The organism is Rhizobium sp. KNZ14-9A, assembly GCF_056755015.1.
This window is the reverse complement of the sequence record NZ_JBPGXB010000004.1, coordinates 1,384,884-1,404,707: the sequence shown is the minus strand read 5'-3', so window position 1 is coordinate 1,404,707 and position 19,824 is coordinate 1,384,884. Positions and strand designations below refer to the sequence as shown.

Annotated in this window: 17 protein-coding genes and 3 pseudogenes; 10 read left to right on the top strand and 10 right to left on the bottom strand. The window is 59.7% G+C overall.

The genetic code is table 11. The features are described from left to right. The first annotated feature begins 65 nt into the window (after nucleotides 1-65). The 5 genes and pseudogenes from ACR9ZQ_RS36830 to ACR9ZQ_RS36810 all read left to right on the top strand — a co-directional run bounded on the left by ACR9ZQ_RS36830 (nucleotide 66) and on the right by ACR9ZQ_RS36810 (nucleotide 3,514). The gene (locus tag ACR9ZQ_RS36830) at nucleotides 66-818 is read left to right on the top strand and encodes an ImuA family protein (protein WP_481430271.1); all 753 of its coding nucleotides are present in this window, start codon (nucleotides 66-68) and stop codon (nucleotides 816-818) included. Then, the gene (locus ACR9ZQ_RS36825) at nucleotides 739-2,250 is read left to right on the top strand and encodes a Y-family DNA polymerase (protein ID WP_481430270.1); all 1,512 of its coding nucleotides are present in this window, start codon (nucleotides 739-741) and stop codon (nucleotides 2,248-2,250) included. The genes ACR9ZQ_RS36830 and ACR9ZQ_RS36825 overlap by 80 nt, the downstream gene beginning before the upstream one ends. After that, a pseudogene (locus ACR9ZQ_RS36820) lies at nucleotides 2,247-2,657 on the top strand (PHP domain-containing protein); the annotation flags it as partial. The gene ACR9ZQ_RS36825 and the pseudogene ACR9ZQ_RS36820, both read left to right, overlap by 4 nt. Continuing rightward, nucleotides 2,629-2,817 carry a DUF6719 family protein gene (locus tag ACR9ZQ_RS36815; RefSeq protein ID WP_481430269.1) on the top strand — a complete coding sequence of 63 codons (189 nt, stop codon included), beginning with the start codon at nucleotides 2,629-2,631 and terminating at the stop codon, nucleotides 2,815-2,817. The pseudogene ACR9ZQ_RS36820 and the gene ACR9ZQ_RS36815, both read left to right, overlap by 29 nt. Further along, nucleotides 2,786-3,514 (top strand): hypothetical protein, encoded by a 729-nt coding sequence (locus ACR9ZQ_RS36810; protein WP_481430268.1) that lies wholly within the window; start codon nucleotides 2,786-2,788, stop codon nucleotides 3,512-3,514. Before ACR9ZQ_RS36815 ends, ACR9ZQ_RS36810 begins: the two co-directional genes overlap by 32 nt. A 285-nt stretch (nucleotides 3,515-3,799) precedes the next feature. Here the strand turns inward: ACR9ZQ_RS36810 and ACR9ZQ_RS36805 are convergent, their stop codons facing one another. The 3 genes and pseudogenes from ACR9ZQ_RS36805 to ACR9ZQ_RS36795 form a co-directional block, all read right to left on the bottom strand. Further along, on the bottom strand, nucleotides 3,800-4,303 hold the full coding sequence (locus ACR9ZQ_RS36805) for a GFA family protein (RefSeq protein ID WP_481430267.1): 504 nt from the start codon (nucleotides 4,301-4,303) through the stop codon (nucleotides 3,800-3,802). Nucleotides 4,304-4,364: 61 nt separating this feature from the next. Further along, a pseudogene (locus ACR9ZQ_RS36800) lies at nucleotides 4,365-4,619 on the bottom strand (hypothetical protein). A gap of 15 nt (nucleotides 4,620-4,634) precedes the next feature. Next, complete coding sequence (locus ACR9ZQ_RS36795) at nucleotides 4,635-5,279, bottom strand: heparin lyase I family protein (RefSeq protein ID WP_481430266.1); 645 nt, start codon at nucleotides 5,277-5,279, stop codon at nucleotides 4,635-4,637. A gap of 33 nt (nucleotides 5,280-5,312) precedes the next feature. Between ACR9ZQ_RS36795 and ACR9ZQ_RS36790 the strand changes: the two genes are divergently transcribed. After that, entirely contained in the window at nucleotides 5,313-5,672 is a 360-nt protein-coding gene (locus tag ACR9ZQ_RS36790) for a hypothetical protein (protein ID WP_481430265.1), read from the top strand. 321 nt (nucleotides 5,673-5,993) lie between these two features. On the opposite strand, the pseudogene ACR9ZQ_RS36785 reads toward ACR9ZQ_RS36790, so the two are convergent. Beyond that, a pseudogene (locus tag ACR9ZQ_RS36785) lies at nucleotides 5,994-6,218 on the bottom strand (Na+/H+ antiporter); the annotation flags it as partial. Nucleotides 6,219-6,419: 201 nt separating this feature from the next. Between ACR9ZQ_RS36785 and ACR9ZQ_RS36780 the strand changes: the two are divergent. Beyond that, on the top strand, nucleotides 6,420-6,848 hold the full coding sequence (locus tag ACR9ZQ_RS36780; protein WP_481430264.1) for a hypothetical protein: 429 nt from the start codon (nucleotides 6,420-6,422) through the stop codon (nucleotides 6,846-6,848). Nucleotides 6,849-7,305: 457 nt separating this feature from the next. On the opposite strand, the gene ACR9ZQ_RS36775 is transcribed toward ACR9ZQ_RS36780, so the two are convergent. Both ACR9ZQ_RS36775 and ACR9ZQ_RS36770 read right to left on the bottom strand, forming a co-directional pair. After that, nucleotides 7,306-9,225 (bottom strand): ABC transporter ATP-binding protein, encoded by a 1,920-nt coding sequence (locus ACR9ZQ_RS36775; protein ID WP_481430263.1) that lies wholly within the window; start codon nucleotides 9,223-9,225, stop codon nucleotides 7,306-7,308. A 24-nt stretch (nucleotides 9,226-9,249) separates the two neighbouring features. Further along, entirely contained in the window at nucleotides 9,250-11,103 is a 1,854-nt protein-coding gene (locus ACR9ZQ_RS36770; RefSeq protein WP_481430262.1) for an ABC transporter ATP-binding protein, read from the bottom strand. A gap of 312 nt (nucleotides 11,104-11,415) precedes the next feature. Here ACR9ZQ_RS36770 and ACR9ZQ_RS36765 point away from each other — a divergent pair, with 312 nt between their 5' ends. The 3 genes from ACR9ZQ_RS36765 to ACR9ZQ_RS36755 all read left to right on the top strand — a co-directional run bounded on the left by ACR9ZQ_RS36765 (nucleotide 11,416) and on the right by ACR9ZQ_RS36755 (nucleotide 15,971). Beyond that, entirely contained in the window at nucleotides 11,416-12,285 is an 870-nt protein-coding gene (locus ACR9ZQ_RS36765; protein ID WP_481430261.1) for an aldose 1-epimerase family protein, read from the top strand. Nucleotides 12,286-12,561: 276 nt separating this feature from the next. Further along, a complete protein-coding gene (locus ACR9ZQ_RS36760; protein ID WP_481430260.1) occupies nucleotides 12,562-13,968 on the top strand; it encodes an FAD/NAD(P)-binding protein in 1,407 nt (468 codons plus the stop codon). Between the two features lie 77 nt (nucleotides 13,969-14,045). Continuing rightward, nucleotides 14,046-15,971 carry a hybrid sensor histidine kinase/response regulator gene (locus ACR9ZQ_RS36755; RefSeq protein ID WP_481430259.1) on the top strand — a complete coding sequence of 642 codons (1,926 nt, stop codon included), beginning with the start codon at nucleotides 14,046-14,048 and terminating at the stop codon, nucleotides 15,969-15,971. An 8-nt stretch (nucleotides 15,972-15,979) separates the two neighbouring features. Here the strand turns inward: ACR9ZQ_RS36755 and ACR9ZQ_RS36750 are convergent, their stop codons facing one another. The 4 genes from ACR9ZQ_RS36750 to cyoB are packed head-to-tail and all read right to left on the bottom strand — an operon-like array spanning nucleotide 15,980 to nucleotide 19,813. After that, nucleotides 15,980-16,738: an SURF1 family protein gene (locus ACR9ZQ_RS36750; RefSeq protein WP_481430258.1), complete on the bottom strand. Its 759-nt coding sequence runs from the start codon at nucleotides 16,736-16,738 to the stop codon at nucleotides 15,980-15,982. A gap of 46 nt (nucleotides 16,739-16,784) precedes the next feature. Further along, complete coding sequence (gene cyoD, locus ACR9ZQ_RS36745) at nucleotides 16,785-17,186, bottom strand: cytochrome o ubiquinol oxidase subunit IV (protein WP_113320590.1); 402 nt, start codon at nucleotides 17,184-17,186, stop codon at nucleotides 16,785-16,787. Next, the gene (gene cyoC, locus ACR9ZQ_RS36740; protein WP_007822614.1) at nucleotides 17,183-17,803 is read right to left on the bottom strand and encodes a cytochrome o ubiquinol oxidase subunit III; all 621 of its coding nucleotides are present in this window, start codon (nucleotides 17,801-17,803) and stop codon (nucleotides 17,183-17,185) included. The genes cyoD and cyoC overlap by 4 nt, the downstream gene beginning before the upstream one ends. Nucleotides 17,804-17,809: 6 nt before the next feature. Beyond that, complete coding sequence (gene cyoB, locus ACR9ZQ_RS36735) at nucleotides 17,810-19,813, bottom strand: cytochrome o ubiquinol oxidase subunit I (RefSeq protein WP_481430257.1); 2,004 nt, start codon at nucleotides 19,811-19,813, stop codon at nucleotides 17,810-17,812. Between the last annotated feature and the right edge of the window lie 11 nt (nucleotides 19,814-19,824).

The following is a 19,824-nucleotide window of genomic DNA, read 5'->3' as shown; positions in this document are numbered from 1 at the left end:
AGAACATCTACATTCAAGCGACATGATGTCGTCAGTCTCAACGATCTGAACAGGATTCGTGATCGATGTCCGCTGTCCGCGCGCACGTCATAGCCGATCTTCGGGAACGCATCAGCTCCATCGAGAGCCATGCGGTGAAGAAGGCTGGGTGCCTGGAGTTCGGCGTGCCCGAGATTGATGCCGTTCTTCCGGGAGGCGGATTGGCCCACGGTGCTCTCCACGAGTTCGCTGGAGGCGGCGCAGGAACAGTTGATGGAGCCGCGGCAGCGCTCTTCGTGGCGGGGATCGCGACCCGCACTATAGGGCCGATCGTCTGGTGCCTGACGAGGCCGGATCTGTTCTTCCCAGCGCTGGCGCAGGTCGGCTTGAAGGCAGACCGGGTGATCTTCGTGGAGTCCGACAAGGAAGAAGACGTGCTGGCGAACATGGAAGAGGCACTCGCCTTTGGTGGCCTCGGAGCCGTTGTCGGCGAGATCGTCCGGCTTCCGACGACGGCATCGCGCCGTCTGCAGCTTGCGGCGGAGAAGACAGGAACGATGGCATTGGCGGTCAGGCGGTGGCGGCGGCAGACCGAGGCCAGTGACTTCGGCCAGCCGACGGCGTCGACCACACGATGGAGGGTGAGTGTCAGGCCGTCGGAAGAGCTTCCGGTGCCGGGGGTTGGACGGCCGAGATGGTTTCTTGAACTGATGAGATCGCGTGCGGGCGAGTGTGCCGAGTTTCTTGTAGGAGCCTGCGATGACAAGGGTCGTATCCATCTATCTGCCCGACCTGCCGACGGATCGCATTCGTCGAGCCGATTCAACTATTCCGCCTGAGCAGGCGATTGCCGTGATTGCCAAGTCGGGATCCAAGCGGTGGGTTTCCGCCGTCGACACTGCTGCGAAAAAGGCGGGCGTGCACGTCGGCATGCAGGCTGCAAAAGCCCAGGCGCTCTTCCGAGGGCTGACGATGATCGACGCGGATCCTGCAGCGGATGCCGCCGCGCTCGAACGGATCACCTGCTGGGCGCTGACCCAGTATTCGCCGATCGTCGCCGTCGACGGTCTCGACGGGATCGTAATGGACACCGAAGGCGCTGACCATCTGCAAGGCGGCGAGGAGCCGATGCTGGCGCGGATCGCCAACCAGTTCCGAGCCAAGGGACTGACAGCTAGGGTCGCGATTGCGGACACCTGGGGCGGGGCCAACGCCTGCGCTCGCGCGACCAGCCGCGACACCGTTATCATTCCTAGAGGTGAAACCGTTCGGGCCGTCGAGAAGCTTCCGATCTCCTTGCTCCGGCTTCCACAAAAGATCGTCAACGATCTGCGAACCTTGGGCTTCAAAACCATCGGTGAACTCGCCAACACACCCCGGGCGCCGCTGGCCCTTCGTTTCGGCCCGGAAATCGGACGCCGCCTCGACCAGACGTTCGGCCGAACGCCGGAGCCTATCGATCCAATCCGCACCGACGAATTGATCGAAGTCACCCGTTCGTTCGCAGAACCGATCGGTGCCGCCGAGACCATCAACAAGTATGTCGCCCGACTTGTGATCCAGCTTGTCGCCGAGCTGCAGAAGAGGGGCCTCGGTGTCCGCCGCACTGACCTCGTTGTCGAGAAGGTCGACGGCACCCGGCAAGCCATCCGCGCCGGCACCGCCAAGCCCGCCCGTGATGTCGCCTGGCTGACCAAGCTCTTCAAGGACAGAACGGAGAAGATCGAACCTGGCTTCGGCATCGAGAAAATGACGCTGGTGGCAGTGATGGCAGAGCCGCTGGGGGAAGCGCAGAAATCGTCGTCGCTGGTCGAAGACGAGGTCGTTGATGTGACACCATTGATCGACATCTTCGGGAACCGGGGAGCGCGGGTCTATCGGGTGGCCCCTGTCGCCTCCGACGTTCCTGAGCGGTCTGTGAAGAGAGTTGCTGCCGCATCCGATCCGCTGGAGGCAACCTGGGTAACCCGTTGGAAGCGACCCGTCCGCCTGCTGGCGCGACCCGAACAGGTCGATGTCATGGCGCTGATGCCAGACCACCCGCCCGTCTGGGTCATGTGGCGTGGCAAGCGACGGAAGGTGAAGGCCGCCGACGGGCCGGAGCGCATCTTCGGAGAGTGGTGGGAGCGCAATTCCGAGATGGCGGCGGTGCGCGACTATTTCGTGGTCGAAGACGATGCGGGCGAACGGCTCTGGATCTATCGATCCGGCGATGGCGTGGATACGGAGACAGGCAGCCACAAGTGGTTCGTACATGGAGTTTTCGCATGAGATACGCGGAGCTTCAGGTCACGACACATTTCTCTTTCCTCCGAGGCGCGAGTTCAGCACAGGAGCTGTTCGAGACCGCAAAGCTATTGGGCATTGAAGCTGTCGGCGTTGTCGATCGGAATTCATTGGCCGGAATCGTCCGTGCCCTCGAAGCGTCTCGATCGACTGGCGTCCGGCTGGTCGTCGGCTGTCGGCTCGACCTGCAGGACGGGATGTCGATCCTCGTCTACCCGACGGATCGCGCCGCCTATTCCCGGCTGACCCGTCTCATAACCTTGGGGAAGTCTCGCGGCGGGAAGAACAACTGCATTCTGCACCTTGAGGACGTCATCGTATACTCGGACGGGATGATCGGCATCCTCGTACCGGATACTCATATTGTGTCTATCTGCGCTCGTCGGTTGCGCCCCCCCGCTTGTTGACAAGGTTCCCGACAAGGGCGCACTCAGGCAAGGGGAACAGGTAATCGTCACGGACGATTCATGCCCGCCCTCGGAGATGAAGCTCGTCACGGGCGGCGGCTTTGGTCAACCCAATGAAGTGGAATGTGTACCAAAGTTTCGTTGAGCAATGCGTTACTCCCGCCGTCCGTTTGATGATGGGGCCTTGCGCCGATCGTATTCATTGTATCGCGATTCCCGCGATGTTATTTCGCTCTGTCGAGTTCATTGGAAGTGACGAGATGAATAACGAGACTGAGGAAGAAGCATTCGATCGAATGGCGAAAGAGTTGGAGGCAGAAAAAGCGATTAAAAACCGACAGGGATCCATCATCCTTGCGATGTTCACGACGTCCGGAATTTCAGTTTTAATTGCATTCGTGTTTTTCGGAAGAAATCCAGCCATTAGCTGCGTATTCCTCGACAATGAAACGCTTCTATGGTTTTGGCCTCCAAACGTGACAATCATGAACGCCCTGAAAAACAGCCGATACTCGCACGCAGACCAGTGTTTGTTTATTGCAACGCGATCCTTCGCAAGCATGACAATGCTACCTGCCGTGATAATCTTCATTTGGCAGTCGTTCAAATCCGAAAGGTCTCACGTGCAAGGATACGGAACCGTCCTTATCATTCTCCTGCTTGCGTCCTTCCTGACAGGATTCATCGGTCCAAGTGATAGTAATTCACGTTTTGGGATGAACTTCACCTTAGCAATAGGCCAGAACATCTGGGTGAGTATGATCCACATCTTCAGCTGTTACCTAGCCGCATTGATGCTTGCTTTCCAAATTCCTGCGTCTTTCAGGTCAATCTTCCGGTAGCTGCCGGCTGTTTGATGCCTCACCGGAGGATGATGGGGCGGTGCTTCGTACGCCCCAGGGTATTGCTTCACCGTGAAATGCAAGCTCGGCGATTTCTTGTTGGGACCACGCCGTTTCAATCGTTTTTGGTTTGCCTGCCTGGTTGGCGGATCGTTCTCTTCCGTCGCATTCCTTGGGCTACAGAGGCTCGCCGTGAGAGCGTTGCGTCGATGAGACCAACGCGCGCTTGATGACGGGGCACTCCTATCGCTTGGCGGCACGTTTCGGAATGCGCTGACGGTTTCGTCACACGGTCGCTTGGGGCGGCCAACAATCAGTGTCGTGATCGGGATGTTGTCTGTTGGAAGCTTTTATCCGCGGAAGAAAGCCTTTCGGATCGACGGAATAAGTCGGCGAATTACCCGGGATCGCAGAAATGTCCTTGAACCAGGAAACTCGGCTTTCGTTGCCGTACTGCACAACTGGGGGCGCCAGATCCGGATTGTCGAGACACCCGGCCAACACCCCGATGTCGGGATATTCCGGATAATCGAAGATCATGGGAGTTCCGCAGTTGCTGCAGAAACCACGGCGCGCCAGTCCCGAGCTCTGAAACCATGAAAACTCACCTCGCGTCACGTGGAAATCCCTCTTCAATATGGGACAAATGACCGCGAACGGGCCACCGACGGCTTTCTGGCACATACGGCAATGACAAACATGGACATTATCTGGAGGGCTATCACATCGGAAACGAACTGCTCCACATTGGCAGCCGCCTGTTAGGGGAGCGAATGATGCCTCAGTCATTTTCGGATCCTATGATGTTGCGCGGTATGAAATTCACCCCGGCAAAATGTTTGCCACCTATTCAGTGCACCGACTGCGACGACCGTGAATTCACCCGCGTGGCCGGAAGTCCGACATAGTTTCCAATGAGTGTCGTCGCCATCTCCTCCACTGATCGACAACCTTCGTTGTAGAGCTCGATCGCTGCCGAACATAGGAACGAGGAAGCTTCATCGTTCCAATCGACTTAGTAGAAGCGATACCAGGCGTGCACCGCCTGGGAAGCCGACGTGGCGGCCCCGAAACTGGTCAGCAGTGGTTGTTGAACTCCTCGCATCCCGCCCCCACGAGTTTAATCGCGACCGACGATCGGCGCTGGGGCACCGTACCTCTTTTCCTGCTCGTCGTCCCTATCCTTCGCTTCCGGCCCCATGCTCTGCTTGAGATTCTGGCTGAAGAACTGCTGCGAGACTTCCGGAGCGTTCCTGCTGATCAGATCGAGGGACTGCAGGGACTTGATCGCGTTCACGTTCCGCTCGTTGAACTCAAGGTTCCCAAGAAGGTTCTGTGCGGTGAGAAGAGCGTCGGGATCACCCTCCGCCTTGGCGACCACACGTCGGACATCGTTGTCCTGGACGGTGATATAGAAGACGCCATTGTCGAAGCGCTGGGCGATCATTGGGCTGCCGTCCCCCGGACCTTTCCATTGTCCGATGACCGATCTTGCACTGCCCGCGGATGGCACGTCACCGGTGATCTTGAAGCTGAACGAGTACCAGACCTCGTCGCCGAATGTCGGCCACGACTTCTTGGCGGTTCGCAGCTCTGCCCTCTGGCAATCGTCTTCGCATTGGAGGCCGTCGTCGCCGTCTTTCGTGATGATGTCGACGGTCGTTTCAGCATCTCGCTCTGGCGGGCGCGAGCAGTCGGGGCGCAGTTCTGAACAGCATTGATTGTGCGCAATGCCTGACGCCCGCGCATGCACTATCTTTGGCAAGCAAGCAACATTTCGTCCTGCGGAGTTACTGCGATGAAGATGGCCATGATCATTGGACTTGCCCTCGTGACTGCCGCTGCCGGGATTGCGCCCGGAGAGGCCCAGCAAAGTAGACGCGAATTTCGACGAATGAACTGGAGTGAGAATCTGCCTGAGGCGGTGCGAACCTATCACGACAGACGGTTTACGATCGTCAGCTATCGGACGGCCGATTTTTCCGAGACCGGCTCACACCCGACACAGGGAAGCGAGGAGCACGTCAAAGCCATCCGCGATGCAATTCGCGCGAACAAATGGCTTACGGCCCAGCTCAAGACCAAGAAGCTCACCGCGAACGACATCGAATGGGTTTCGCGGGCACGCAACGGAAATATGACCTTCTATACGAAGTGACTGGCATTCACGCGGGTTTGCGGCCACGGCAGGCCGCGCCCCGGCGGTCGTTTCGTCATGGAAGCATCTTTGCCCGGAAAGCCAAGAATGCCCCTCGACCTCTCCTCGACTGTGCGTCAGGTTCGCGATCCAATCATCGAAGTGGAGTGCCGGCCTGCGGCCGGACAGGCAGATATATCCGCGCCGACTGGTCAAGAAGCACGGCGCCAGCGCTACGTTCGCAAGGCTCCGGCGGGTGTCAGCGCTCGGACGCCGACTTGTGGACGCCGATGGGACCAAAACGGGATACAGCCTCCCCGTTTGCAACCCGGATAGGATGGTTCAGTCCTTGGCGGAGATGGCGCTCAGTTCTTCGAGATCGAGGTCACGCTCCAGCTCGCGGAGGGTGTCGTCATCGATCTCCCCTGACCGATGCAGTCGTATGAGCTCCGTCCGGCCCACCGCGACTGCCTCGAGAACAACGTCGAAATGGGCGTGAAGCATCGGAATGTAGTCCTCGGTGCGTTCAGCGTAGTCTACGATTGCCGTGGCCCGATGTTCATGGCGATCAACGCGCGAACCGGATTTCGATCTCGGCTGGGGCGTATGGCAGACTGACCCGCGCCACAGGTTACATTCCTATAAAAGCAGTTGCTGTGAACTCGGATCGAGCAGGCAGATGAGCAACGCTTCAAATTCCGAACACGTCACGTCGACTGGGCATACCGTACTGCTGATGATGTCTATCTGGTCGCATGGCGCGATGGAGTGGACGGGCTCGTCTCGAAGATTGTCGAATACGTTCGCAACACCGAACTGGAGCTGAAAAACAGCCCGGCCAATAAGATCGTTCCGAGAGACGCATTTGACATCTGGGACGAGGTCATGACTGGACTGCGGGATCAGGAAGTCCAGTGGAAAGTAGAAGATGCCGGTACGGGGAGGCCTTTGCTTTCGTTCAATGACTATGCGGGGCGGCGGTTCGAACTTGGATCCGAGCCGCCGGTGCCGGTGAAGGTCGATGGCAGGATTTTCGGCAAGCTGGACGCCTATATAGCACGAGAGCTTCATGCTGCCGATGTCGTCTCGAAGATATTCAAGCAGAAGACCCGGACAAGCCGCTTTTCTCTCAACGCGACCCAGACCGACGCTTGCGACCAGCTCGATGATTACGGGAGCCCGACACTTCTGTGCTGACCATCGTGGGACGCAACCCTCCCCGCCGATGGCATCGGGCCGCGGGCCCAATCAGGTTTGCGCCTCAGGGTTGTCGCGTTAGAATCAAGGCGCTGCCGGTAAGGGGCAAACAAGCTGAGCGTAGGGGCCGAGGGGTACGCAATGCATTGGGATGACCATCCCCCGTCACTGCAGGCGGGTCTGCAAGACCAGCCTGACTCGCGGCCCGGAGAATCGCTGGCATCTACTTGGAGATGGGGTGTCTTGTCGATCCTCGCTGCGGCATCAACAGCTGATCGAGGTGACGGTAGGAGACCAGACCTAGATTTGACCGGGGCTGGCCTGACGCTTTGGCGGCCGATACTTGGCTCAGATAATCAGTCACCGGTCCGGCTGGTGACCTCTCTACGATCGTTTTTGGCGTTCCGCATCGGCGACTTCGCCGGATGGCAAAAATGTCATGTTTCATGTCGCAGTGTCATGTTGCGTGTCGTAAATCAGTGGCGTTGGCGCTTTCCACGTGGCTCCCTACAAGCACATCCTCGGGAATATCGTCGAAGGAAGCGTAGTTGAGGTTATAGAGCTTTGAATAAAGCTTGCCGTTTTTCATGAGCTGCTGGTGATTGCCGCTTTCGACGATTTCGCCATTCTGCAGCACGATGATGCGATCGGCTTCGCGGATCGTTGCCAGGCGGTGGGCGATGACGAGGCCGGTGCGGTTTTCGAGCAGCTTTACCAATGCCCTCTGGATCAGCATCTCCGTATAGCTGTCGATATTGGCTGTCGCCTCGTCGAGCACGAGGATCTTGGCGTCTGCCACTAGCGCGCGGGCAAAGGAGAGAAGCTGGCGCTGGCCGAGCGAAAGATTGCCGCCGCGCTCGCCGAGCATGCTGTCATAGCCCAAGGGCAGGCGCATGATGAAGTCGTGCGCACCGACGGCCTTGGCAGCCTCGATCACCTGCTCACGGGTGGCTTCCGTCTTGTGATAACGGATGTTTTCGAAAACTGTGCCCGTGAAGAGGAAGGGCTCCTGCAGCACCATGGCGATCTGCTGGCCGAGAGAATCCTGCGTCAGCTCGCGCACGTCATGGCCGCCGACCACAACCTGTCCCTGTTGCACCTCATAGAAGCGGTGGATCAGCGACATGCAGCTCGACTTGCCCGAACCGGTCGGGCCGACAAGAGCGACCGTCTCGCCGGGATTGACCCTGAAGCTCACATGCTTGAGCACCGGATGCTTGGGATTGTAGCCGAAAACGACATCGCGGAATTCGACAGAGCCGTCCATGTCGGGTGAAAGCACCTTGGCATCCGGAGCATCTTTTATTTCGACCGGCACATCGAGCACGTCGGTCAACCGTTGGCCCGATGCCATGGCGCGCTGCATGACCGAATATTGGAGCGTCAGCGAGCGAATAGGGTCGAAGAAGCGCTGGATGTAGAAGAGGAAGGCGACGAGCACACCGACGTCAAGCGCCTGGTTCAACACGCGCGCACCGCCGACGACGATGACGAGCGCCATGGCGATGCCTGTCAGCGTGTCGACGATCGGCACCATGATCTGGGCGTAACGGGCTGCCGTTAGATGCGTCAGCAGGTTGGCATGCGCCTTGTCATCGTAAAGCGTGAAGTTGACCTCCTGCCGGTCCATGCTCTGGACGGCGCGGACGCCATGGATCGCTTCGGCCAGCGCCCCATTCGCCACTGAGTTCGTCTCATGCGCCGCCATGAAGGACTTGCGGGCGAGCGGCAGCCAGAACAGGCGCACGACGAAGAGTACCGGAAGTACGGACAGCGTCAGCAAGCCGAGCTTGAAGTCGAGATAGAGCATTACGAAGACGATGCCGAAGAGCAGGAAGATATCGCCGACCGAGAGTACGCAGGTTTCCAGGAATTCCTGCATCGAGTTGACGTCGCCCTGCAAGCGCGACATCAACCGGCCGACTTCAGTCTTGTCCATGAAGGAGAGCGATACGCGCTGGAGATGGGAGAACATCGCCTTGCGGATATCGAAAAGCACGTTTTCCGCGACGCCACCAACCAGCGTTTCCTGCCAATAGCTGGCGCCGTAATTGATGAGAATGGCGATCAGGAAGGCGACGATCGCCAAGGTCAGGGCGGAACCGCTGTCGTCCGGCTGCATGCCATGGTCGATGGCATAGCGGATGATCAGCGGAATGAGAAGCTGCATGCCGGTGAAGACCAACACCGAAATCACCGACAGAATGACATCGCGCCGGTAGGGATGCACGAAGGCCCAGATGCGCTTGACGATGTTGGTATCGAAGACTTTGCCGAAGATTTCCTCTTCGACGCGCTGCGATCCGACGACCGCCCTTGGCGGGCGTCTGCCATCCTCGCGAACGTCCGGACGTTCGGTTTCCAGTTCCTCGGCCATGCTGTTTCCTCCTGCGCCGGTTTCTTACGCGCTCAAAGCGTCGTCGCCCGGTCGCACCTGCAAATCGTAAAGTGCCTTGTATCGTCCACCGAGCGTCAGGAGCTCGTCATGCGTGCCCTGCTCGACGAAGCGGCCGTCCTCGATGAAAAAGATCTTGTCGGCATGCATCAGCGAGCTCAGGCGATGGGCGACGATGATCGTCACGCGGTCAGCGGCATAGCGGCGCATGGCACTGCGGATACGCTGTTCGGTCGCCGCGTCGATTGCTGCGGTCGAATCGTCGAACACCATCACGGCGGGTTTGAGCATCAGCGCGCGGGCGATCGAAAGCCTCTGGCGCTGGCCGCCGGAGAGCGATACGCCGCGTTCGCCGACGACCGTGCCGTAGCCGGTCGGCAGGCCGAGCACGTAGTTGTGGAGCTGCGCGCTTTCGCTGGCGCGCTCGATGCGGCCTTCCTTGGCCCAGGGATCGCCATAGGCGATGTTGTTTTCGATCGTCGTCGTGAAGAGGAAGGAATCCTGCTGCACGACGGCGACGGAGCGGCGCAGCGACTGCAGTGTCGCCTTGCGGATATCCTGGCCGTCGATGGTGATCTTGCCGCCGGTCGCGTCATAGAAGCGAGGGATCAGGTGCGCGAGCGTCGACTTGCCGCTGCCGGGCGGGCCCACGATGCCGATCGTTTCGCCGCGCTTCGCCTCGAAGCTCACGTCATGCAGAACCTCGTGCATCGGCGAGCTCGGATAGGCGAAGCTGACATTCTCGAAGCGCAGCGTGCCGTCTGTTAGCTTCAACTCCTTCGCATCCGGCGCGTCGCGAACGGCGATTTCGAGATCCAGAAGGTCAAAAAGGCGTGTGCCGCAGGTCGAAGCACGGGCGAAGGCGTTGACCATCAGGCCGAGTTGCCGCACGGGCATCTGCAGGATGGTCATGAAAGTAAGGAACGAGGCCAGCGTACCAACGGTGATCTCGCCGGAGTGCACCTTGCCGCCGCCAACCCAAAGCACCAGCCCCATGGCCACAAAGAAGGAAAAGGTCATGGCGCTGGTATTGATGACGCGGATGCCAACACGCTGGTGGGCAAGTTCCAGCGCATTCTTCGAGGCTTCTTCGAACTTCGACAGTTCGTGGTCCTGGGCTGCGAAAGCACGCACGACGCGGATGCCGCCGAGGTTCTCTTCCATGATGCGCGTCAGCACCGACAACCGCTGCTGCAGGTCGAGCCAGGTGGCGCGCAGGCGAAGCTGGGTCACAGAAGAGCGCCAGCCGACGAAGGGCACGAAGGAGAGCGCCAGCAGGCCGAGCAGAACGTCGGTCGAGAGTAGCATATAGGCGCCGATGCCGATCAGCATGGTCAACAGGAAGACGCGCACGAGCGCAGTCGAGAAATACATGCGCACGCCTTCCAGATCGAGAAGGCCGATGGTGATGAGGTCGCCCGAATGCACGCTATCGTGAAAGGAGAAGGAGAGACGCTGGATCTTTTCGTAGCAGGCGAGGCGCAGTTCGTAGCCCATGTGGTGGCCGACGGATTCGCTGTAATAGTTCTGGACCATCGTGAAGATGCCGCGCAGCACACTGGCGCCAAGCAGAAGCAACGCCGTTGTCAACAGCGCGTCCTGCGCCTGCTGGCCGAGCGTGCCGCCGTGAAGCGCCACCTGCGTATGGTCGACCGCCTGGCCGAGCAGGCGGGGGATCAGAAGCTGGAAGGTGGAGGCGATCAGGGTAGCGCCGATGGCGAGGCCGGCTTGCCAGGGATGGCGGAAGGCCATGACGGTGATGCGGAACAGTGTGTAGAGGCCCTTGCCCCACCCTGCCGCGGTTGCAAGCGCCATCGAAGCCGAAGGCTTCGTCGCGCGTATAGACGCATCGCTGCTCACGGTATTTTTTCCAATAGATGTGTGCTCGGACCAAGTGGTCCGGAAAGAAGGCAAATCCATGAAGGGATTGATAGCACACCCACATTTGCCGATTCCGACAGGGGGTTCAAGTAAAGAATTCACCAGTCGGTTATTTTTACGTGAGCCTTCCTCGCATTGGACGGTAACGCTGCCGTTATGGCCTGCCGACTGCACGCAGCAGGCGCATTTTTCTGCCAGAAAACGAAAGTCTCGGAGCGGCGCATCGCCAGTGGAAATCTGTGTGCGGCGCATGTATGGTCCGCTCGCCAATCAGCACGAAGAGGGCGTTCGATGTCATCCACGGTCCGGATCGCAAATCAGTTTCTCACTGTTGACGTTTCCTCGCTCGGCGCCGAAATGCAGGCGCTAACATCCAGCGACGGCCGCTCCTGGGTCTGGAACGGCGATGCCGCCTTTTGGACAGGCCGTTCGCCGATCTTGTTTCCGATGGTTGGCAAGGCACCGAACGACATTCTAAAGGTTGGCGGTCACAGCGCGCCGATGGCCCAGCATGGCTTTGCCCGTCGCAGTGAATTTGTGCTGGCATCCTCGTCCGAAGCGAGCTGCCGCTACGAGCTTGCCGCTTCAGAGGCGACCAAGGCCGTCTATCCCTTCGATTTCCTGCTGGCCGTCATCCATAGCGTCGAAGGAAGTGCTCTGACTGTTGCTGCCGAAGTCACCAACCGCGATATCAGGCCGATGCCTTTCGGTCTTGGCTTTCATACGGCTTTCCGCTGGCCGCTGCCGGGTGCTGAGAACAAGCCGCACATGGTCACGCTGGACAACGGCGTCGAGCCGGCGCTCGTCCGGCTCGAAGGGGGTCTGATCTCGCCGAAGAAACTTGCTTCGCCCTTCAAGTCCGGCAGCCTGGTGCTCGACCATTCTATGTTCGAGCAGGATGCGATGATCTTTCCGGAAGGCGCAGGCCCCAGCCTGCGTTATAAGGCTGAAGGCGGCCCATCCATGCATTTCAGCTTTGAGAACATGCCCAATCTGGCGCTCTGGACCAAGCCTGGCGCTCCCTTCCTCTGCATCGAGCCCTGGCACGGGACGGCCGCCGAAAATGGCGGCCCGGACGATCTGGAGGGGCGCCCCTATACGAAGGTGCTTGCTCCCGGCGAAACGGCGCGTTTTTCCTTCAGCGCCGAAATCCTCGAATAGGCCGGACTCATTTTCCGTTTTGGATCAGGGTGTTGGGCAGGTGGTAAAATAAACTTCTTGCCACCTTGGGCTTTTCGCGCTTTCATACACGACTAGTTTAATAGACTATGGGGCGGGCTGAGAATGTCTTATCCGGCCTGTAATGGTTCCGAACGGAACCTGATTTAGCGGCGAACGTTTTCCATGGCCGCATGAACCTGCCCAACGCAGGGCTTCAGATGTTGTGCGTTGAAACCTTGATCGAGACACATGCGGATGAGCCGCAAGGGAGTTGAGATGACGGTTCAGGGACTTTTTTCCGGCAAGGCGAATGCGGCGGCGCAGATTTCCGCCGTGCCGCGCATTGCGATCGTCGGCCGCGGTTTTTCCGGCATGATGATGGCGGTGGCGCTGATGCGCACCGTGCGCACGCCGTTTCACCTCCAGCTTTTCGATCCGAACTCTACGGTCAACGGCGGCCAGGCGTTGGCCTCAGCAAGGTCCTCAACCATCCTCAATACGCGTGTGCGTGATCTCTCCGTTTCGCTCGGCGATCCCGACGATTTTAACGACTGGCTCTGCAGCAACGCCGAATTCCGCGCCGCCGTGCCAGCCGCAATCCCTGGCTTCCGGCAGATCTTCGTGCCTAAGGAAATCTTCAGCGACTACGTCTACCAGCGCTTTTCCGAAGCGCTTGCCGCCCGCCGGGACATCACCGTACAGGTCTGCCATGATCCGGTCGTGGCGATCCGCAGGAGCCATGGCAGCCGCTTCCTGCTTGAAAGCGCCAATCCGTCCAATCCGCTCTTCGATACCGTGATCCTCGCGACAGGCTACGGCCTGCCTCGACCCGAGGCCGAGGAGCAGGAGGTTTCACCCGTCAGGACGCAGCGCCTCGTCGCCCGGCCGCACACAGTGCTGCTCGGCAGCGGCATTCGCGTCGTGGACCAGCTGCTGCAGCTTCGCGACGCGGGTTATACCGGGCAGGTAACGATTATTTCACGGCACGGTTTCCTGCCGCAGAGCCATACGCCGAATTCCGCCGATCCGGTCTTCCCGGCAGAGGCGCTACCGCAAAGCCTGCCTGACATTGTCAGCTTCATCCGCCAGGCCTGCCGCGAGGCGGAAGAGGAGGGGCGAAGCTGGCAGTCGGTCATGAACGGCCTTCGCAGGCACGCCCGTTCGCTCTGGCGATCGCTGCCGGCGCGCGAGAAGCGTCAGTTCAACCGGCATCTGCGGGCGATCTATGACAGTCACCGCAACCGCCTGCCGGAGACCATGCATCTGCGTCTCAGGCGGGAGCTTGCCGAAGGCCGCACGGTGCTCAGGCGCGGCCGCGCCGGGCGTCGAGGTTTCAGCGGCCTGTTCTTCACGCCGGCCGGTTCGTCGAGCGAGGAGGTCATCCACACCGAACGCATCATCGATTGCCGTTGCCATGCGCCCGATCTTTCTGCTCCTCTGATCCAGAGCTTGCTCGCGGCGCGTCTCGCCGTGCCTGATGAGCTTGCGCTTGGACTGGCGGTCAATGCCCGCGGCGAAACGTTTCTGGACGACGGCTCGTCGATCGATGGGCTCTTTGCGGTCGGCCCGCTCGGCCTCGGCAGCCTGCCGGACATCGATCTCGTGCCTGAGATCGTCACGCAGGCCTATTCGGCATCAGAACGAATTGCGGAACGCTTCTATCCGCAGAGCCAGGCCGTCTGAGGGAATTCGTCGTTTCAGCGGGAACCATCGGCCCGAGCCGGCGTTATAGTGCGCTGGTAGATCGTTTAGAGGGGCAGATGGAAGCGGTGGATCGATATGATACGTCCCTTCGGGACGAGGGACGTTTCCGGGTGCTCGTCGATGCAATCACCGACTACGCGATCTATATGCTGAGCCCCGAAGGTCATGTGACGAGCTGGAATTCCGGCGCCCAGCGTTTCAAGGGGTATCGCGCTTCCGAAATCCTCGGCCAGCATTTTTCCCGATTTTATCTCGATGCCGATCGTCGAGCCGGCCTGCCAGCCCGCGCGCTGGCGATTGCCACGAAAGAGGGACGCTTCGAGGGTGAGGGCTGGCGCCAGCGCAAGGATGGTACGCGCTTCTGGGCACATGTCATCATCGATCCGATCCGCCATTCCTCGGGCGAGCTGATCGGCTTTGCCAAAATCACCCGTGACCTGACGGAGCGCAAGGCGGCAGAGAACGCATTGAAGCGCAGCGAAGAGCAGTTTCGCCTTCTCGTTCAGGGCGTCTCCGATTATGCGATCTACATGCTCGACCCCGAAGGCAACGTGACGAGCTGGAATTCCGGTGCCGAACGCATCAAGGGTTATAGGTCGGAAGAGATCATCGGCCGACACTTCTCCACTTTCTACACGGATGAGGATCGCCTTAACGGATTGCCTCAGCAGGCACTGGCCACCGCGAGCCGCGACGGACGGTTCGAAAAGGAGGGCTGGCGCCAGCGCAAGGACGGCTCCCGCTTCTGGGCCAGTATCGTGATCGACGCGATCAAGGACGATTTCGGCGAGATTATCGGCTTTGCGAAGATTACCCGCGACATTACCGAGAAGATGGAGACACAGCGTGCGCTGGAGCGGACCCGCGAAGAACTTTTCCAGGCGCAGAAGATGGAGGCGATCGGCCAATTAACCGGCGGCATCGCGCACGACTTCAACAATCTGCTGATGGCAGTGCTGGGCAGCCTCGAAATCCTCAAGAAGCGCATGCCGCAGGACCCTGCATTGTCGCCGCTTGTCGACAATGCCATGCTCGGCGCCCAGCGCGGCGCGGCGCTGACCCAGCGCATGCTCGCCTTTTCCCGCCGCCAGGAGTTGCAGGTGGAGACGATCGATGTTTCCGAGCTTCTGCGTGGCATGATGGACATGGTCGCGCGATCCCTCGGGCCGGTCTCCTCGCTTGAAACCGAATTTCCCGAGCGCCTGCCGACGATCGCTACTGACCCGGCACAGCTTGAGACGGCAGTGCTCAACCTCGTCGTCAATGCCCGCGACGCCATGCCTGGCGGCGGGCTTATTAGGATCAAAGCCACTGAAGAGGTCGTGTCTGGCGGCGGTACCATGCCGGCCGGCCATTATGTGCGCGTCGCTGTTGCCGATGAGGGCGAAGGCATGGACGAAGAGACGCTGAAACAGGCGGTGACCCCGTTCTTCACGACCAAGGGCGTCGGCAAGGGAACGGGTCTCGGCCTTTCCATGGTGCAGGGGCTCGCCGGTCAGTCCGGCGGCAGGCTCGTGCTGAAAAGTCGGCTCGGTGAAGGTACGACAGCTGAACTCTGGTTTCCTGTCACGGGAGCCGAAGACACTGTTGAAGAGCCTGAACAATCCGTGCCCGAAGCCGCAAATAACTCACGGCCGCTGCGCATTCTTGCCGTCGATGATGACGGGCTGGTCCTGATGAATACCGCGCTGATGCTGCAGGATCTCGGCCACACGGTGATCGAGGCGACGGCCGGCGCCGACGCGCTCGATATTCTTCGCAACGAAAACGTCGATCTCGTTATCTCCGATCATGCCATGCCGCGCATGACAGGCTCGCAACTTGCGCTGGCAATCCGCAGAGAGTGGCCGAAGATGCCGATCATCCTCGCAACTGGTTTTGCCGAGATTCCCGAGGGTTCGGGCATTATCGATATACCGCGCCTCGGTAAACCCTTCTCACAGGCGCAGCTTGCAGAGGCGATCAGCCGCATTGCCCAATAGATCTCTCGTTAAGAGATTCTGCGAAGCCTGGCTTCGTTCCGCACGATATAGATGAGCAGCCCCGCCACCATGATCGCCAGCACATACCAGGTGATTGCATAGACAAGGTGGTTATTCGGGAAATCGAGGACCGTCAGCCCTCCGACGGGCAAGCCGCCGGCATTGGGTGTCGCGTCTGCGTCAATGAAGAAGGGGGCAACGCCCGCAACGTCACGCTTCTCGGCAATGGCTGCGACATCGCGCGAATACCAGCGGTCGGCAGCCGGATCGTTGGAGCGTAGCAGCATGCCCTTCGGTTCGGTCATGCGCATCAGCCCAGTGACATTAGCCGGTCCGGCGATCTCGCTTTCCGGTCGAGAGGCCGGGTCGCGACGGTCGGTCGGTACGAAGCCGCGATTGATTGATATCGCGCTGCCGTCCGCGAGCCTGAGCGGCGTCAGCACCCAATAGCCGGCGCCGAGTGCTGTCGATGCCGTGACCAGCGTTTCCTTGTCGTTTTCGAAAGTGCCTGTAGCCGTCACTCGCCGGTATTCGTCATCGGCGGAGTTGACCTTGCCCCAGTCGCCGCGAGTCGGCGGGGCGACTGGCTCGGCGTGGACGCGGGCATCGACGCGAGCGATGAGATCGAGTTTCCAGGAGAGTCGATAAACTTGCCAGGTGCCGAGCGCGAGCAAGGCGGCGATGAGGGCCAGAAGGCCGAGCCCCAAGATGGCAAGGGTGACGGCTGAACGCGGCCTGTCCTGTTGGTCGGAAGAGATATCGCTCATAGATAAACCGCAACGGGCGGCGTTGTCGCCGCCCGTTCCTCTGCCTTTATGGCATATTCTTCATCATTTCAGGGCTCATCGGCATCATGTTCGCATTCAGATGATACATGACCCAGAGCGAACCCGAGAGAGCGATCGCGACGATGATGATCGTGAAGATCAGCGCCATGATCGTCCAGCCGCCTTCCGACTTCGTGTTCATGTGCAGGAAGAAGATCATGTGAACGACGATCTGCACGGCGCCGAGCACCATCACGAAGATGGCGGTCACGACATGATTTTCGAAGACCTCTCCCATGACCAGCCAGAAGGGGATGGCCGTGAGGATGACGGAGAGAATGAAGCCCGTCACGTAGCTCTTGAAACTTCCGTGACCGGCCTGGTGCCCATGGCTGTGGCCGTGGTGAGCCTCGTGGGCATCCTCATGTGCGGGTGCTTGCGAACTCATCCGAGAACTCCCATCAGGTAAACGAAGGAAAAGACGCCGATCCAGACGACGTCGAGGAAGTGCCAGAACATGGAAAGGCACATCAGACGGCGGCGGTTGGCTTCATGCAGGCCATGCATGGAGACCTGCACCATAAGCGTGATCAGCCAGATGATGCCGAAGGTGACGTGCAGACCGTGCGTACCGACCAGCGTGAAGAAAGACGACAGGAAGGCGCTGCGCTGCGGACCGGCGCCCTCGTGGATAAGGTGCACGAACTCGTAAAGCTCGAGGCCGAGGAAGGCCGCGCCGAAAAGGCCGGTCACGGCCAGCCAGAACAGCGTTTCGGCCTTTGCGTTTCGCTCCATCTGCAGCATGGCGAAGCCATAGGTGATGGAGGAGAGCAACAGCATCGAGGTGTTGATGGCGACCAGCGGCAGATCGAAGAGGTCGGCCGGCGACGGGCCGGCTGCATAGCTGCGGCCGAGCACGGCATGGGTGGCAAACAGCACCGAGAATATCAGGCTGTCGCTCATCAGATAGAGCCAGAAGCCCAGATTGGTGCTGTTCTCCGGATGATGGTCTTCCGTCAGATAGAATTCAGGCTTTTCGGCCGTGTCGATAGTATGATCGCTCATGGTCTCTTACACCTGTTCGGCAAGCAACTGCGTGCGCTTGCCTTCCGTTTCGGTGACTTCATCCGCGGGGATGTAGAAGTCGCGGTTGTAGTTGAAGGTATGGCCAATCGCGACGACGAGCATGGCAACGGCGGAGACGACCACCAGCCACCACATGTACCAGATCAAGCCGAAGGCGAGCGCGATACTGATGGCGGATAGAATCGCACCGGTGCCGGTATTCTTCGGCATATGGATCGGCTTGAAACCGCCGAGCGGACGCTCGTAGCCGCGATTCTTCATGTCGTACCAGCTGTCGTGATCGTGCACGACCGGCGTGAAGGCGAAGTTGTAATCCGGCGGCGGTGAAGAGGTCGACCATTCCAGCGTGCGGCCGTTCCACGGATCGCCACTGTCATCGCGCAGCTCTTCGCGCCTCATGAAGGAGACGACGATCTGGATCAGGAAGGACGCGATGCCAAGCGCGATCAGGCCGACGCCGAAGGCGGCGATGATGAACCAGATCTGCAGCGACGGATCCTCGAACTGGCTCATGCGGCGGGTGACGCCCATCAGACCAAGCACGTAGAGCGGCATGAAGGCAAACCAGAAGCCGATCTGCCAGAACCAGAAGCTCATCTTGCCCCAGAAGGGATCGAGCTTGAAGCCGAAGGCCTTCGGGAACCAGTAGTTCACGCCGGAGAACATGCCGAAGAGAACACCCCCGATGATCACGTTATGAAAGTGGGCGATCAGGAACAGCGAGTTATGCAGCACGAAGTCGGCCGGCGGGACGGCAAGCATGACGCCGGTCATACCGCCGATGACGAAGGTCACCATGAAGCCGACTGTCCACAGCATCGGCACTTCGTAGCGGATACGGCCGCGATACATGGTGAAGAGCCAGTTGAACATCTTCGCCCCCGTCGGGATCGAGATGATCATCGTGGTGATGCCGAAGAAGGAGTTGACGGAAGCGCCCGAACCCATCGTGAAGAAGTGGTGCAGCCAGACGAGGTAGGACAGGATCATGATCACGCAGGTGGCGTAGACCATCGAAGCGTAGCCGAAGAGGCGCTTGCCGGAGAAGGTTGCGACCACTTCCGAGAAGATACCGAAGGCCGGCAGAACCAGGATGTAGACTTCCGGGTGGCCCCAGATCCAGATGAGGTTGACATACATCATCGGATTGCCGCCGAGGTCGTTCGTGAAGAAGTTCGTGCCGGCATAGCGGTCGAGCGACAGGAGAGCGAGCGTTGCGGTCAGGATCGGGAAGGAAGCGACGATCAGGATGTTGGTGCAGAGCGCCGTCCAGGTGAAGACCGGCATCTTCATGAAGGTCATGCCCGGAGCACGCATCTTCACGATGGTCGCGATCAGGTTGATGCCTGACAATGTCGTGCCGACACCGGCGACCTGCAGGCCCCAGATGTAATAGTCGACGCCGACGCCAGGACTGTAGGCGGCACCCGACAGCGGCGGATAAGCGAGCCAGCCTGTCTGAGCGAATTCACCGATGAAAAGCGAGATCATGATGATGATCGCGCCTGCCGTCGTCATCCAGAACGAGAAGTTGTTCAGGAATGGGAAGGAAACGTCGCGGGCACCGATCTGCAGCGGCACCACGAAATTCATGAGGCCGGTGACGAAGGGCATGGCCACGAAGAAGATCATGATGACGCCGTGGGCGGTGAAGATCTGGTCGTAATGGTGCGGCGGCAGTGGGCCTTCATTGCCGTTGAAGGCGATCGCCTGCTGCACGCGCATCAGGATGGCATCAGAGAAGCCGCGCAACAGCATGATGACGGCGAGGATCACATACATGATGCCGATCTTCTTGTGATCGACGCTGCAGATCCAGTCGCTCCAGAGCGAACCCCAGAACTTGAAATAGGTGATGATGCCCAGCACCGCGATGGCGCCGATGACGACGCCGATGAAGGTCACGACCAGGATCGGTTCGTGATACGGGATCGCGTCGAGGGTCAACCGGCCGAAGATGAACTTCAGGAGGTCAGGATTGGAAAACATGGAACAACCCG